The sequence below is a fragment of the Qipengyuania sp. genome, from assembly GCF_964227205.1.
Classification (GTDB): Bacteria; Pseudomonadota; Alphaproteobacteria; order Sphingomonadales; family Sphingomonadaceae; genus Qipengyuania.
Window position 1 is genome coordinate 88,227 of sequence record NZ_CAXQVB010000006.1, and the last position, 14,808, is coordinate 103,034.

Genomic DNA, 14,808 nt, shown 5'->3' on the forward strand with positions numbered 1-14,808 from the left:
TCAGACCTCTGCGGTGCTGGTCCGCAGCTTGGGTTTGTAGGACAAGGCGCCCTCTTGTTCGATCTGTTCGCGAAACTCGTCGCGCTTTTCGTGGATCGAGGCGATCACCGGCCCCATCGCGACACCGATGTCGACCAGGACCGCTTCCGACAATTGCAGCGAACTCTCGAGCGTCTCGGGAACGGCGTGGCTGGCACCGGCGCGGTAAAGTTCCGCGGCGTGCTGAACGTCACGCGCGCGGCAGACGATGAGGAGATCGGGGTACTGCCTACGCAGTTTGGCGACGAGGCGCTGGACCAGGACGGGTTCGTCCATCGTAAGCACCACAGCAAGCGCATTTTCCACGCCCAGGCGATCCATCGAATCGCCACGGGCCGCATCGCCGAAGACCGCGCGGAATCCCTCGCGCTTGGCGCTCTCGATCAGGTCGGGATCGGAATCGAGCGCAACATAGGGTTTGGCGTGCGCATCGAGCATTTGAGCGATCAGCAGGCCGACGCGGCCGGCACCGACGATGATCACACGCGGCTCGTTGCCGCTGGTCTCGGGGAGTTCGGGAACCGGCTCGACACGGCGCGCGATCAGCCGTCCGAGACGAGCGAGCAGGGGCGTCACCGTCAGGCCGATTGCGGTAACGATCTGCCAGAATTGCGCCGTTCCCGGCTGGATCAGCAGCGCCGAACTGGCCGCGGCGAGGATGATCAGCGTGGTTTCAGAAGGGCTGGCCATCAGGATGCCGGTTTCCGCTGCGGTGCTCCGTCGGGCGCCCATCAGGCGCAGGAGGAACCCCGTGATGAGCGCCTTGAACGGGAGGATCAGGAGGACCGCCGTGGCGATAAGGCCCAAATTGTCCCAGATCGTCGCCAGGTCGATGCTCATGCCGACGGTGATCAGGAAGACCCCGAGAGCGAGCCCCTTGAACGGCTCCATGATCGTCTCGACCTCGGCATGGTATTCGGTTTCGGCGATCAGCAAGCCGGCGATCAGCGCCCCGACGATGGGCGAGAGGCCGACTGCCGCGGTGGCGAGGCTCGCCCCGATGACCACCAGCAGCGAAGCCGCGAGGAAGAGTTCGGGACTTTTCGTGCGCGCGGCCTGGCCGAACAGGCGGGGGAGGGCAAAGCGCCCGAGGATCATCATCGCCGCGATCACCAGTCCACCCTGCCACAGCGTGGTCAGCATGCCCTCCCAGCCTTCGCCCGCAGCATTGGGCGCCATGGCGCCCAGGACAAAGATGATCGGGACGATCATGATATCTTCGAACAGCAGCATCGACAGGGCCGCGCGGCCGACCGGCGAGTGGGTGCCGGCGATCGGCAGGACGATCGCGGTCGAGGAGAAGGCGAGAGCGAAGCCGAGCGCGAGCGCGCCGGTCCAGTATTGGCCCATCATCGACAGCGCGATGGCGAGGCAGCTGCCGATCATCAGCAGCTCCATCGCGCCCAAGCCGAAGACCAGTTTTCGCATTTGCCACAGGCGGTTGAAGCTGAGTTCGAGACCGATTGTGAAGAGCAAAAGGATGATCCCGAACTCTGCGAAAGGCTCCAGCGCCTCGGGATCCGAAATGGTTATGTAATTGAGCCAGGGATGCTCGAAGACGAGCCGTCCGAGGCCATAGGGACCCACCGCGATGCCGATGAGGATGAAGCCGATGATCGGGGTCACGCGAAAGCGGGTGAAGACCGGAATGACCAGCCCGGCCGCGCCGAGGATGACCAGCGCGTCCGAGACTGCCGGACTTGCGAATTCAGCGGATGCCATGGGCTACCCGTAACCGCGCCGCGCGACGGTGTCACGACACCTGTGCGCGCTACCCCCCGCCCGGGTGTGCGGGGCCCAATGGCTCGCGACGCGGCCTGGGTTTGCCCGGATGCTTGCCGTCTTCGTCCCATTCGATGCGGTAGAGGTCGAAGCGACGATCGGCGAGATTGCGCACGGTCCCTTCGGCGCGCGCCCAGCTGAGGTCGGCAAGGTTGATGTCACTGATCGTCAGCGTCTCGACATTTTCGCTCGCCTCCGCGGCGATGCCGTCCCGCGCGAAAGGGAAGTCGCAAGGCGTCAGGATGCAGCTCTGCGCGTACTGGATATCCATGTTGGCGACATTCGGCAGATTGCCGACATTGCCCGAGAGCACCACAAAGCACTGGTTCTCGATGGCGCGTGCCTGACCGCAATAGCGGACACGCAAATAGCCCTGGCGGCTGTCGGTGCAGAAGGGGACGAAGATGATCCGCGCGCCCTCGTCGGCGAGGCGGCGCGAGAGTTCGGGAAACTCGCTATCGTAGCAGATCTGGACGCCGATCGGGCCGCAGTCGGTCTGGATCACCTCGACCTTGTCACCGCCCTTGATGTTCCACCAGTAGCGTTCGTTGGGGGTAGGGTGGATCTTCTCCTGGGCATGGACCGACCCGTCGCGCAAGCAGACATAGGCGACGTTGTGGATGTCGCCGTCTTCCATCCGCGTTGGATGCGATCCGGCAATGACGTTGATGTTGTAGCGCATTGCCATCTCGGAAATATCGGCGCGTAGGCGCGGCGTGTATTCGGACAAGCGCTCGATCGCCTCGACGGGGGACAACTCCTTTTCTTCGTAACTCAGCAGCATGAGCGTGAAGAGTTCTGGAAAGAGGATGAAGTCAGCCTCGTAATCGCTTGCGACATCGACAAAATATTGTACGGTTCGCAGGAACTCGTCATAGTCGGCGACTTGGCGGGCCTGAAGCTGGCAGGTTGCCACGCGGACAGATTCCACACCGCGCGGCAGGCGCTTCTTCACCGGCTGGTCGCGTTCGACATAGGGGTTGCGCCAGACCATCATCACAGCATTCGCCATCGAGGCCTTATCCTCGGGCAGATAGCCTTCCATGATCCGCTCGGGCTCGAAGCCGTTGGCGAGCTGGAATCGCAGCACGGGATCGTGCAGCTTTCCTTCGACGACCTTGTCGAGATAATCCTGCGGGCCATCGACGCGGCGGCGAAAGCGGCGGTAATTGGGCATGCGTCCGGCAAATACGATGCCGGTTAGGTCCTTCTCCTCGGCCAGCGCGCGGCGTTCCTCGTACAGGCGCCGCCCGATCCGCACGCCGCGCACCTGCGGGTCGACGCACATCTCGTAGCCATAGAGCCAGTCGCCGGTAGGATCGTGGCGGCTGCCATATCCGTTGCCGGTGATCTCGTCCCAGTCGTGCGGCTGGAAGGCGAGCGCCTCTGCCAGCTGCATCGTCGCGCAATATCCCACGACTTCGTCGTCGAGCAGCGCGACGAAGCAGCCTTCGCGGAAATTGTTGATCTGTCCGCGGATCTCGCCGTGCGTATAGGCGGGCATGTCCTCGTAGACCCGCCGCACCAGATGGGCGATGCCCGGGATGTCCTTGATCATCGCATTGCGGACTTCGAGACGGCGCTGGCCGAATTTTTCCGAGCCCTTGCGGCGGATGCTGCGCTTCTTTCGTGCCTGCTTGGCCATTCGACCCCCGTCTAGTCTTGCTGCGACCCCGAACAGAAACGGGGCCGGCTCTCGCCGACCCCGCTGATCTGGCTTATCTGGGTAATGACCCAGTAGCCGAAGAGTTTCAGGCCCAAGCCTGCATTTCCTTCTCGAGATTTTCGACGATCGCCTCGAAGAACTGCTCGGTGGTCATCCAGCTCTGGTCCGGACCGATCAGCAACGCGAGGTCCTTGGTCATCTTGCCGCTTTCGACGGTCTTGATGCAAACCTGCTCGAGAGTCTCGGCAAACTTCACCACCTCGGGCGTGTTGTCGAAACGGCCGCGGTAGATGAGGCCGCGCGTCCAGGCAAAGATGCTGGCGATCGGGTTGGTGCTGGTCGCCTTGCCCTGCTGGTGCTGGCGATAGTGACGGGTGACGGTGCCGTGCGCGGCTTCCGCTTCGACGGTCTTCCCGTCGGGCGTCATCAGAACCGAAGTCATCAGGCCGAGCGAGCCGAAGCCCTGCGCCACGATGTCCGACTGCACGTCGCCGTCGTAGTTCTTGCAGGCCCAGACGAACTTGCCGCTCCACTTGAGGGCTGCGGCCACCATGTCGTCGATCAGACGGTGTTCGTAGGTCAGGCCGTGCTTGTCGAATTCTGCCTTGAATTCGTTGTCGAAGACTTCCTGGAACAGATCCTTGAAGCGGCCATCGTACTTCTTGAGGATGGTGTTCTTGGTCGACAGGTAAACCGGCCACTTGCGGTCTAGGCCGTAAGAGAAGCTGGCGCGCGCGAAGTCGCGGATGCTATCGTCGAGGTTGTACATCGCCATGGCGACGCCCGGGCTCTGGAATTCGAAGACGTCGAGATCGATCTTCTCGCCGTCCTCGCCCTCGAAGACGAGGCGCAGCTTGCCGGCACCCGGGATCAGCGTGTCGGTGGCGCGGTACTGGTCGCCGAATGCATGACGGCCGACGACGATCGGATCGGTCCAGCCCGGCACCAGGCGCGGCACGTTGTCGATCACGATCGGCTCGCGGAAGACCACGCCGCCGAGGATGTTGCGGATCGTGCCGTTGGGCGAGCGCCACATCTTCTTGAGGTCGAATTCCTCGACGCGGGCTTCGTCGGGCGTGATCGTGGCGCATTTCACGCCGACGCCGTACTGCTTGATGGCATTCGCCGCATCGACGGTGATCTGGTCGTCGGTCTCGTCGCGCTTCTCGATCGAGAGATCGTAGTATTTGAGGTCGACGTCGAGATAGGGAAGGATCAGCCGCTCGCGGATCCACTGCCAGATGATTTTCGTCATTTCGTCGCCGTCGAGCTCGACGACCGGGTTCGCAACCTTGATCTTCGCCATGGGTTTCCTGTTCGTTCGTAGGTGAGTTGCGCGCGCCATAGCAGACAGGCGGGAAGGGGCAAGGTTGGACCCGCCAAGTGGGTGGCTAGGCCCCCGAAATGCATTGCCGGAATGCAGGCCGATATTTCGCTACGAACCACAGAATCGTGCTGCAGGCACCGACCGGTCGGGAATGGCCTTCGGGCGAAAGAGCACGGAGCGGTGCTCGGGCTCGCGATCGACCCACTTCAGACAAAGAAAAACCGGCCGCGGAGTCTCTCTCCGCGGCCGGTTTCTATCAAGCTAAGGCGCTTGCTTAGACGCTCACCGGGGTATCGTCGTCGTCGCTGGCGGCGGCGATGATGCCACCGATCACAGCGAGGCCAGCCAGGATGGCGATGATGAGGCCGGTACCGCCGAGTTCCGAATTTTCCTTCGAAACCGCAGTCTGACGCTCGACAGCCGGAGCAGCCGAAGCGGCCATCGGCGCGAAGGCCATCGCGGCGGCCGAAGCCGAAATCAAGATCTTCTTCGCAATCATTTTGTTCTCCATTGCTAATTCCGTTTTACGACCGACACACAGACAAATGCGCCGATTGCGCCCGTTCTCGAATCTTTATCTATTGGATTTAAAGAGAGTTAGCAACCCGCTTCGTCGCAAAAATGCAGCCTGTGATCGGAGGGAGCCGACTTAGAGCGGATAAGTTCCCAGAATGTTGACAACTCGATATATTTCCAGCGGTTCGGCGTGGGACGTGGCGGCGAGGCCCATCTCGTTGCGTGCAAACGTTTCGTATCCGGCATGAGAATTGGGCTGGCGTCGATGCCTTTCAAGCCAACCACCCGCAATCAAAATGGCCGGACCCTCGAGGGCGGCGACGCATGGCGTGAAGCATCCTGGAGCGATCGTTCATCCACCCGGTCCCCTGTCGAGAAACCTGTCAAACCAGGGGTGGACCTTAGGTGACATGCGAACCTGTCGAAAACGGAGGTGGCGCTTCGGCACTGTTTGGCCCCTGATAGATCGTCATCCTCAGGCGCAACCCCATAACTCGTTTGCCGAGTTCCGCGGGGCTGCTCGCGAAATGGCTGTCGGAACGATCAATAGGCGGGTGCTGCATGCTCGGCCAGCGATTATCGGCATCTCGAGGAACCGCTGCGCTTCAACTGGTCATCCTTTACGGGGTGTGACCTGGAGCCTTCATGAATCAAGCATGTTTGGGAACGCGGAGATGCGGAAATAGCATATCGACTGCTGCCGTCGCACGAAGTCGTGTCGTATCCATCCAATATTCCAGGCGCCGACTGGGCACACTGCGCCTTGAGGGTGCTATTGACCCTTGCTGGATACCGATCGCATGGATATGCAGCGTGCCACGCGAATTAGCTTTCAGTTCGATGGCCCCTGCTGGTTCCGTTAACCAATCCAGTTAGAAACGAGCCAATGGGCCGAAGGGCTTCTGGAGGAATATCTTGTCCGTGAACTTCCCCTCGGCGATTGTGCGTCGCGGAATATTCCATTCATTGCGCTTCGAGCTCACTTTCGTTCTGCTATTGGGCGTAGCAGTGCCCGTTCTTGCGTTGGCGGTATTCGAGGCGGGGATACCTCTTGGCCAGGCGGCGATATTCGACTGGATTGTTCAGCCTGTTGTTGCGAACTCGATTTTGGGCGTCATGATCTGCACGATCGTAGCGACCGCTATCTTGCGGCGATTGCGTTTTTATCCGGGTGTCGCTGTGGCGAAATCGATCCTGCCGGTCCTGGGGATATCCTTTGGTCTACTGATTGCAGCGATCGTCAGCCTGAGGCTTGAGTACTCCAACAAACTCATCATCGCGTGCTTCCTGTGTGTGGTGACAGCACGTTTCGCGGTTACGGCGATGCGCTCACGCGCGAAGGGGCTATTGTACTACGTGGTCCCTGGGGGGCGGGCGGATGTTGTCTGCGAACTGCGATCCGCGCCGGTTTTCGTCTTGGACAATCCCTCTCTCGAAAGCTTGCCCGACTGCGCCGTGGTCGCCGACTTGTATGCCGATCTTGAACCTGAATGGGAGCGGTTTCTCGCAGAGGCGGCGATTTCGGGCCGCCCCGTTTATCATTACAAGCAGGTATGGGAGGCCGAAACCGGGAAAGTACAGATCGAACAAATGTCTGAAAACGGATTCGGAGCGCTCGTACCAAGCTTCGCGTATCAGAAGATGAAGCGCGCGATCGACCTCGCACTTTCGATGCTGGCTTTGCCGATCATCATTCCGCTGCTGGCAATTAGCGCGGTGGCAATCAAGTTGGACAGCAAGGGTTCGGTGTTCTTTCGCCAACGGCGCATGGGGTTTCGCGGCAATGAATTCTATGTCTTGAAGCTCAGGACAATGAGCGAGGGGTGTAACGGCGAGGATCGGGCCCTGTCGATTACGCAGTCCGGAGACAAACGTATTACGCGGGTGGGAGCCTTTCTGCGCCGTACGCGGCTCGATGAACTACCTCAAATACTCAACATCTTCCGTGGGGAAATGAGTTGGATCGGGCCACGTCCAGAGGCCGTAGGTTTGTCGCAATGGTATGAGGGCGAGATTCCGTTCTACCGTTATCGGCATATCGTGCGCCCGGGTATCACCGGATGGGCGCAAGTAAACCAAGGCCATGTGGCCGATCTGGATGAAGTCGATGAAAAGCTTCAGTATGACTTCTACTACATAAAAAATCTCTCATACTGGCTGGACATCGTGATTTTGTTGAGAACGATCAAGGTTATATTCTCCGGATTCGGTTCGAAGTAAATATCTGTGGGCCGCGGATTTCCGGGCGAACAATTCCGAAATTTGATGGATCACCGCGAAAGGGTTGGGTGCGGAAAGGGGAGGGGGAGAGCATCACGTTCGCTCGATTGGCGGGCCTAGTCACTGGATATCTCCACGATCTCGTGTCACCTGATTGTGCTCTAGTTGGCCATGTTCTCGATGTTCGGGAGGGGCGCGGCAATGGCGCTCGAACTAGGGCATTGATTATGAGAGTTGCCAAAGCGAACTGTGTTCGCACTTCATTTCTAATTCGCCCAGCTGGAATGAACGAGACGGTTTCCCGCACACCTCTGTCGCCGAGGGTGCATTCGTAGGTAGTGATCACCTAGGCGGTACTGCTGTTTACGCATTCCGCCTGGAAGCTTGCTTGTTCTTGACCCGTCGGTTTAGCCTGTTATCGCTCAATCTTGAACGATATGACTGTACTGCTTTCTTGTTCTGCGAGATCTCGCGCGACGCTGGTGCTTGTCGAGCTCCGTGCGGTAGCCTGCGCGAGCTATTTTTAGGCTATGGGCGGTCGTCCAACCAAGCTTGATGACAATGCTCGCTTTCGTGTTCTGCGATTGCTCGAAAAAAGGCCTGATGTCTCGCAACGCGAAATCGCTGAGGAAATCGGAATCAGCGTTGGCAGTGTGAATTACGTCTTGCGAGCATTGGTCGACAAGGGCTTGGTCAAGCTAAGCAACTTCAGGGCATCAAGAGACAAGCGCCGGTATTCCTATATCCTCACTCCAAAGGGGCTGGCTGAAAAGGTGGCGCTCACGAAAGGATTCTTGGTGCGAATGTTGGACGAGTACGAGGCTTTGACGGCTGAAATCGAGGAGCTGAAAGGTGAGCTAAATTCACGTGAGCGGAGCGGCGAGGTGGTGCCTCCGTCTGACGATCAAGGTGTGCAATGACAGCACGGTTTTGGCGCTCCGGGCGATTTCGATCACAGCTTGTCTGCCTGGCAGCCGTGGGAAACCGTCAAAAGGAAACTGTTCGAGCCACTTCCCTACGGCTAGGGCGGCTCGAAATCCGATCAAGGGATTGGTGCCCGGTGGGGGCGCCTTTCCAATCTGCGTATTGCAGAGGCCGGGGGGGTCTACCTATGGGCCCGATTGGTCGGCTTCTCCTGATTTGAGCAAAGGCTGGGAATGACGAAGAAAATACTGGTCACAGGTGCTGATGGGTTTATCGGCTCTCACCTTGTCGAAAGTCTTGTAAGGGACGGTTACGACGTAAGGGCGTTCGTTTATTACAATTCCTTCAATAGCTGGGGCTGGCTCGACGCTGCGGCGAGCGACGTTGCTGGTAAGTTCGAGGTCATTGCGGGCGACATTCGCGATCCGCATGGGGTCGATGCGGCTATCCAAGGGTGCGACCGAGTGCTCCACTTGGCGGCTCTTATCGCAATTCCCTTCAGTTACCATGCGCCCGACGCCTACGTGCAGACCAATGTTACGGGTACGCTGAACGTGCTGCAGGCGGCGCGCCGACACGATGTCGAGAAGGTCGTTTGCACCTCGACTTCGGAGACATACGGGACCGCGCAGTTTGTTCCGATTACCGAGGAGCACCCACTCAACGCGCAATCGCCCTATGCAGCCACTAAGGTCGGCGCGGACCAGATGGCCCTTTCTTTCCAGCGCTCTTTCGAGATGCCCGTCTCGGTACTGCGCCCATTCAATACCTATGGTCCGCGTCAGTCTGCACGCGCCGTGATACCGACTATCATCGGACAGATAGCTGCAGGAAGTCGTCAGATAAAGCTGGGCGCATTGCATCCTACGCGCGACTTTACCTTCGTTCGCGATACAGCTCGGGGGTTCATTCAGGCGATGGACTGCGAGGCCTGCATCGGCGAGGTCGTCAACATCGGTTCCAACTTCGAAATCTCGATCGGTGACACCGTGGCGCTCATCGCCGAAGCGATGGGTAAGCAGGTCGAGGTAGTCACCGATGACGATCGCATCCGTCCTGCAGCATCGGAAGTGGAGCGTCTTTTCGCGGCCACCGAAAAGGCCGAACGCCTGTTCGGATGGGAACCGGAATTCTCGGGCCGTGACGGGTTCGTACGGGGGCTGGCCGAAACCGCCGAATGGTTCCAGAACCCCGCCAACCTCGCCCGCTACAAGACCGACCACTACAACATTTGAGCCGATCATGATCTGTCCGGACACATTGGCGAATGGGATCAAGAGTCGCATCAGCGATGTTCTTGGTGACGCCGGGGGCTTTGTGCCCCTGCATGAGCCGGAGTTCCTCGGGGACGAGGAAGCGCTCGTCGCGGATTGTATACGCTCGGGCTGGGTTTCGTCGGTCGGAGAGTACGTCGATCGTTTCGAAAGCGAACTGGCAAACGCCTGCGGGGTTGCTCATGGCGTCGCGGCGGTAAATGGCACGGCCGCGCTCGAGGTGGCTTTGCGTGTTGCTGGTGTCGGGGCTGGCGACGAGGTTCTGATACCGTCTCTCACCTTTGTCGCGACTGCCAACGCAGCGCATCATCTTGGTGCAATTCCGCATTTCGTCGATGTCGAAGAATCCACCTTGGGGCTAGCTCCACACGCGCTCCGCAAACATCTCGAGCAAATTGCCGAGCGGCGCAGCGGTGTGACGATAAATGGTCGAACGGGTCGGCGGCTGGCTGCGGTCGTGCCGATGCATGCGTTCGGTCACCCGGTGGATATGGATGAACTCGGGGCGGTTGCGCGGGAGTTCGAGCTGGTGGTGGTCGAGGACGCGGCAGAAGCGCTGGGTAGCGCGCTTGGAGGGCGCCCTTGCGGCAGTCTCGGCCGTATTGCCGCGCTCAGTTTCAACGGCAATAAGATTCTGACTACCGGCGGTGGCGGCGCAATCGTTACCAACGACCCGGATTTGGCGGCACGCGCCAAGCATTTGACTACGACTGCCAAGGTTCCCCATGCCTGGGCATTCCATCACGACGAGATCGGCTACAATTACCGCATGCCGAATTTGAATGCCGCTCTCGGAGTAGCGCAGCTGGCCCAGCTCGGGTCGCGCGTTGCCCAAAAGCGCGCGCTTGCCGAGCGCTACCTTGCCGCATTTGCCGACTTGGACGGCATCTCGGGTTTCGCCGAACGGGAGGGTACGCGATCGAATTACTGGTTGAACACCATCCTTCTTGAGCCTGAAACTGCGGATGCGCGCGACACCGTCTTGAGAGTCCTCAACGATGGGGGTTTTATGGCACGTCCCGTCTGGGAGCCCCTCCACACGCTCGACATCTATTGCGAATGTCCAAGCGCGGCGCTGCCGGTAACGAAGAGCCTAGCCAGCCGGATCATCAATGTGCCGTCCTCTGCGAAACTCGCTGGGAAGGCACTGTAACATGGGATTGTTGCTTATCGGAGGCGGAGGGCACTGCAGGGCAGCTATCGATGTAATCGAAGAGGCGGGCATGTCGATTGCCGGCGTCCTCGACCGCCGGGACAGCGAGTTGACGGAGGTTCTCGGGCATCCCGTGCTGGGCAGCGACGACGATCTTCCGGAATTGGTGGCGCGCTACGGTGAGGCGCTGGTTACGATCGGGCAGATCAAGTCGCCTGCCGCCCGCATTCGTGCTTTCGAGGCTGCGATTGGTGCAGGAGCAAGGCTTCCGTGCGTGATATCGCCTCGGGCTCATGTGTCGCGCCATGCCACGGTCGGGGAGGGAACGCTCGTCATGCATGGCGCAGTGGTTAATGCTGCGGCACATGTCGGGCGCAACGTCATCCTCAACTCCCTGACACTGGTTGAGCATGACGCTCGGGTTGGCGACCATTGCCACATTTCTACCGGAGCACGGGTCAACGGGGACGTGTCGATCGACGAGCGGTGTTTCATCGGCTCGGGCGCAGTGTTGAAGAACGGCGTTCGTATCGGCAAAGGGTCGGTAGTTGGGGCGGGTTGCTTCATCTACGATGACGTTCCCGAAGGTAGCTTCGTCACCGCAACGCCTGAAAGGATCCGGTCGTGAGCGATGGAACGCGTGTCCTTGTGATCGCCGAAGCCGGCGTGAACCACAATGGCTCCCTCGATATGGCGAAAAGATTGGTAGACGTCGCCGCCGAAGCGGGAGCGGACCTGGTCAAATTCCAGACTTTCAAGGCCAGCAAGCTCGCCTCGGCTACAGCGCAAAAGGCTGCCTACCAATCCCGCAACGAGGGCGACCGTGTCGATGACGGTCAACTGGCGATGCTAGAGCGGCTGGAACTCGATGAGGCCGCGCACGAAGCGCTCATCGCCCATTGCGCGAAACGTGGGATAGGCTTCTTTTCTACGGGTTTTGACCTCGACAGCCTGGATTACCTCAACGGCCTCGGGCTGGAGCGGTTCAAAGTGCCCTCGGGCGAAATCACCAACCTGCCATACTTGCGCAAGCTAGGGGCGTTCGGGCGCGATCTGATCCTGTCGACCGGCATGGCTACCTTGGGCGAGATCGAAATGGCGATCGAAGCTCTGGAGGCCGCGGGCGTACCGCGCAGCCGAATCACCGTATTGCATTGCACGACTGAATATCCAGCTCCGATCGAGGAGGTGAACTTGCGCGCCATGGTCACCATCGGCAGCGCATTCGGAGTTCCTTTCGGCTACTCCGACCACACCGAAGGAATAGAGGTATCGATTGCAGCAGTGGCGCTGGGCGCCACCGTGATCGAGAAGCACTTCACGCTCGACCGCGGCTTGCCGGGTCCCGACCACGCCGCCAGCCTGGAGCCGGACGAACTCGCCTCCATGGTGCGTGGCATCCGCAAGATCGAGGCCGCCCTGGGGGCAGGCCAGAAGCGCCGGACTGCCTCGGAAGCCCGAAATGTGGAAGTGGCACGCAAGTCGATAGTGGCGAGCCGGTCCATTGCGAAGGGCGAACCCTTCAGCGATGTCAATCTGACCGCCAAGCGACCCGGCACCGGCATTTCGCCAATGCGCTGGGATGACGTGATTGGTCGTCCGGCACCGCGCGATTTCGCAGCGGACGAGGAAATCGAACTGTGAAGCGGGTGTGCGTCGTAACGGGGTCGCGCGCCGAGTATGGGCTGCTGCGCTGGGTGATGCAGGGGCTTCAGGATTCCGCAGTCTGTGAATTGCAGACCGTGGTTACTGGTATGCACCTGTCACCTGAATTCGGATCTACTTGGCAGGCGCTCGTTGCCGACGGCTTTACCATCGACTGGAAGGTTGAAATGCTGTTGGGTTCTGACAGTGCGGTGGCAGTCACGAAATCCGTAGGCCTAGGGACCAGCGGTTTTGCCGATGCCTACGACCGCCTAGCACCGGACCTCGTGGTTGTTCTTGGTGACAGGTTCGAGATCCTTGCCGCGGCCTCGGCTGCGCTGATCGCCGGCATACCCATAGCTCACCTGCATGGTGGCGAGGTAACCGAGGGTGCCTATGACGATGCAATCCGTCACGCAGTGACCAAGATGGCATGCCTGCATTTCACCGCAGCAGAACCGTATCGCAACCGCGTTATCCAGATGGGCGAAAATCCAGATCGAGTCTGGTGCGTGGGCGGTTTCGGACTCGATGGTGTGATGAAATGCGATCGGATGTCCCGGGCCGATCTCGAAGAGAGCTTGGGAATCAAGCTGGGCGATGGCAGTTTGATGGTGACTTTCCATCCTGAAACCGCGAGCGCAGCGGACCCCCGCGCGCAGATGGCCGAACTCTTGGCTGCGCTCGAGGACAGGCGCGAGAAGCTGATCTTCACGATGCCCAACGCCGACAACGAGGGGCGTGCATTGTTCGTCATGATCGAGGAGTTCGTGGCTCGCCACCCGGACCGGGCATGCGCGCATGTCTCGCTGGGACAGCGGCGGTATCTGTCGGCGCTCGCGGAAGTCGATGCGGTTGTAGGCAATTCATCTTCCGGACTGATCGAGGCGCCGGCATTCGAAAAAGGCACTGTGAATATCGGCGCGCGGCAGGACGGGCGACTGCGGGCAAGGAGCGTGGTCGACTGTGAAGCCGACCGTAACGATATCGCCGCAGCTATCGACCGGGTGCTCGACCCGGCATTTCGTGCCGAGGTGAAGGGGCAATCCAATCCCTATGGCGATGGCGGTGCGAGCGAACGGACCGTGGCTGTGATCGAGTCCTGGTGCCCGACAGACCGGCCAAAGCGTTTCTACGATCTGCCGATGGACGCGCTCGGGCAAGAAGCGGAGCATTCTGGATCATGAGCGAGAACGACCCCCGCTGGCGCCGTGCTCTTTTGCCGGTTGATGCTACTTTGGCGCAGACGATTGAGAACCTCAACGAGGTCAGCATCAAGCTCGCGCTTTGCGTCGATGCCGAGGGCAAGCTGCTTGGCTCGGTGAGCGACGGAGACATTCGCCGAGGCTTGTTGCGCGGTCTGGCTATGGACGATCCGGTCTCGGAAATCGCCAATCCCAGTCCCATGGTGGTTCCGGAGAGCGCCGACCGTGACTTGGTGCGCGCTCTAATGCAGGCCAACAAGGTACAACAGGTTCCCGTAGTTGACCCGCAGGGGCGAGTCGTGGGGCTGCACCTGTGGGATGAACTGACCACGCCTGCATCTCACGATCATCCCATGGTCATCATGGCTGGCGGAAAGGGCACCAGGCTGCGGCCTTACACGGAGAATTGCCCCAAGCCGATGTTGCCGGTCGCCGGTAAGCCGATCCTGCAGCACATCATCGAGCGCGCTCAAAGTCAGGGTTTCTCACGCTTCTACCTGTCCCTCAACTATCTCGGCGACATGATCCGCGATCATTTTGGTGATGGTTCCGCATTAGGCGCCACCATCACCTATGTGACCGAAGACGAACCTTTGGGCACCGCGGGCGCCTTGTCGCTCATCGATCCGCGACCGGATACGCCGTTCGTCGTCACCAATGGAGACGTGCTGACCGACATCGATTATCGCGAATTGATTGAATTTCGCGAGCGCCTCGACGCACAGGCGGTCATGGCCGTCCGACGGTATGATTGGACCAATCCTTATGGCGTCGTGGAAATGGACGGTGTCGACATCTCCGGTTTTGCCGAAAAGCCGGTCACACGCAGTCATATCAACGCGGGTGTCTACGCGTTCGACCCCGGCGCACTTGACCATTTGGAGGCGCAGCGCCACTGCGACATGCCGACGCTGTTCGACCGTCTGCGCGAGAAGGGCCGCCGCACCGTAGCTTATCCCATGCACGAACCTTGGTTGGATGTTGGTCGTCCCGACGATCTTGAACGCGCCAACCGGAAACTTTCCCACTTCAATCACACAGATCCGACCTCAGGGTGA

The 14,808-nt window shown here is 60.0% G+C and carries 12 protein-coding genes; 8 read left to right on the top strand and 4 right to left on the bottom strand.

The window, feature by feature from the left end:
• The 4 genes from ACEQZ0_RS13625 to ACEQZ0_RS13640 form a co-directional block, all read right to left on the bottom strand.
• On the bottom strand, nucleotides 1-1,761 hold the full coding sequence (locus tag ACEQZ0_RS13625; protein ID WP_370191549.1) for a cation:proton antiporter: 1,761 nt from the start codon (nucleotides 1,759-1,761) through the stop codon (nucleotides 1-3).
• A 49-nt stretch (nucleotides 1,762-1,810) separates the two neighbouring features.
• Nucleotides 1,811-3,466, bottom strand: a complete 1,656-nt coding sequence (locus tag ACEQZ0_RS13630; protein WP_370191550.1) for a GNAT family N-acetyltransferase — start codon at nucleotides 3,464-3,466, stop codon at nucleotides 1,811-1,813.
• Between the two features lie 106 nt (nucleotides 3,467-3,572).
• Complete coding sequence (locus ACEQZ0_RS13635) at nucleotides 3,573-4,793, bottom strand: NADP-dependent isocitrate dehydrogenase (protein ID WP_370191551.1); 1,221 nt, start codon at nucleotides 4,791-4,793, stop codon at nucleotides 3,573-3,575.
• Between the two features lie 295 nt (nucleotides 4,794-5,088).
• Entirely contained in the window at nucleotides 5,089-5,313 is a 225-nt protein-coding gene (locus tag ACEQZ0_RS13640; RefSeq protein WP_370191552.1) for a hypothetical protein, read from the bottom strand.
• Between the two features lie 938 nt (nucleotides 5,314-6,251).
• On the opposite strand from ACEQZ0_RS13640, the gene ACEQZ0_RS13645 reads away from it, so the two are divergent.
• The 8 genes from ACEQZ0_RS13645 to ACEQZ0_RS13680 all read left to right on the top strand — a co-directional run bounded on the left by ACEQZ0_RS13645 (nucleotide 6,252) and on the right by ACEQZ0_RS13680 (nucleotide 14,808).
• Nucleotides 6,252-7,550 (top strand): sugar transferase, encoded by a 1,299-nt coding sequence (locus tag ACEQZ0_RS13645; protein WP_370191553.1) that lies wholly within the window; start codon nucleotides 6,252-6,254, stop codon nucleotides 7,548-7,550.
• Nucleotides 7,551-8,080: 530 nt separating this feature from the next.
• On the top strand, nucleotides 8,081-8,470 hold the full coding sequence (locus tag ACEQZ0_RS13650) for a MarR family EPS-associated transcriptional regulator (protein WP_370191554.1): 390 nt from the start codon (nucleotides 8,081-8,083) through the stop codon (nucleotides 8,468-8,470).
• A gap of 237 nt (nucleotides 8,471-8,707) precedes the next feature.
• Nucleotides 8,708-9,709 carry an NAD-dependent 4,6-dehydratase LegB gene (locus ACEQZ0_RS13655; protein WP_370191556.1) on the top strand — a complete coding sequence of 334 codons (1,002 nt, stop codon included), beginning with the start codon at nucleotides 8,708-8,710 and terminating at the stop codon, nucleotides 9,707-9,709.
• Between the two features lie 7 nt (nucleotides 9,710-9,716).
• Nucleotides 9,717-10,901: a LegC family aminotransferase gene (locus tag ACEQZ0_RS13660; protein ID WP_370191557.1), complete on the top strand. Its 1,185-nt coding sequence runs from the start codon at nucleotides 9,717-9,719 to the stop codon at nucleotides 10,899-10,901.
• 1 nt (nucleotide 10,902) lies between these two features.
• On the top strand, nucleotides 10,903-11,529 hold the full coding sequence (locus ACEQZ0_RS13665; protein WP_370191559.1) for an acetyltransferase: 627 nt from the start codon (nucleotides 10,903-10,905) through the stop codon (nucleotides 11,527-11,529).
• A complete protein-coding gene (gene neuB, locus ACEQZ0_RS13670) occupies nucleotides 11,526-12,545 on the top strand; it encodes an N-acetylneuraminate synthase (RefSeq protein ID WP_370191560.1) in 1,020 nt (339 codons plus the stop codon). The genes ACEQZ0_RS13665 and neuB overlap by 4 nt, the downstream gene beginning before the upstream one ends.
• A complete protein-coding gene (gene neuC, locus ACEQZ0_RS13675) occupies nucleotides 12,542-13,732 on the top strand; it encodes a UDP-N-acetylglucosamine 2-epimerase (protein WP_370191561.1) in 1,191 nt (396 codons plus the stop codon). Before neuB ends, neuC begins: the two co-directional genes overlap by 4 nt.
• On the top strand, nucleotides 13,729-14,808 hold the full coding sequence (locus ACEQZ0_RS13680) for a nucleotidyltransferase family protein (RefSeq protein ID WP_370191563.1): 1,080 nt from the start codon (nucleotides 13,729-13,731) through the stop codon (nucleotides 14,806-14,808). Before neuC ends, ACEQZ0_RS13680 begins: the two co-directional genes overlap by 4 nt.

Coding starts and splice junctions, on each gene's coding strand:
- ACEQZ0_RS13625 (WP_370191549.1), bottom strand. CDS start 1,761: ATGGCATCCGCTGAATTCGCAAGTCCGGCAGTCTCGGACGCGCTGGTC.
- ACEQZ0_RS13630 (WP_370191550.1), bottom strand. CDS start 3,466: ATGGCCAAGCAGGCACGAAAGAAGCGCAGCATCCGCCGCAAGGGCTCG.
- ACEQZ0_RS13635 (WP_370191551.1), bottom strand. CDS start 4,793: ATGGCGAAGATCAAGGTTGCGAACCCGGTCGTCGAGCTCGACGGCGAC.
- ACEQZ0_RS13640 (WP_370191552.1), bottom strand. CDS start 5,313: ATGATTGCGAAGAAGATCTTGATTTCGGCTTCGGCCGCCGCGATGGCC.
- ACEQZ0_RS13650 (WP_370191554.1), top strand. CDS start 8,081: ATGGGCGGTCGTCCAACCAAGCTTGATGACAATGCTCGCTTTCGTGTT.
- ACEQZ0_RS13655 (WP_370191556.1), top strand. CDS start 8,708: ATGACGAAGAAAATACTGGTCACAGGTGCTGATGGGTTTATCGGCTCT.
- ACEQZ0_RS13660 (WP_370191557.1), top strand. CDS start 9,717: ATGATCTGTCCGGACACATTGGCGAATGGGATCAAGAGTCGCATCAGC.
- ACEQZ0_RS13665 (WP_370191559.1), top strand. CDS start 10,903: ATGGGATTGTTGCTTATCGGAGGCGGAGGGCACTGCAGGGCAGCTATC.
- ACEQZ0_RS13680 (WP_370191563.1), top strand. CDS start 13,729: ATGAGCGAGAACGACCCCCGCTGGCGCCGTGCTCTTTTGCCGGTTGAT.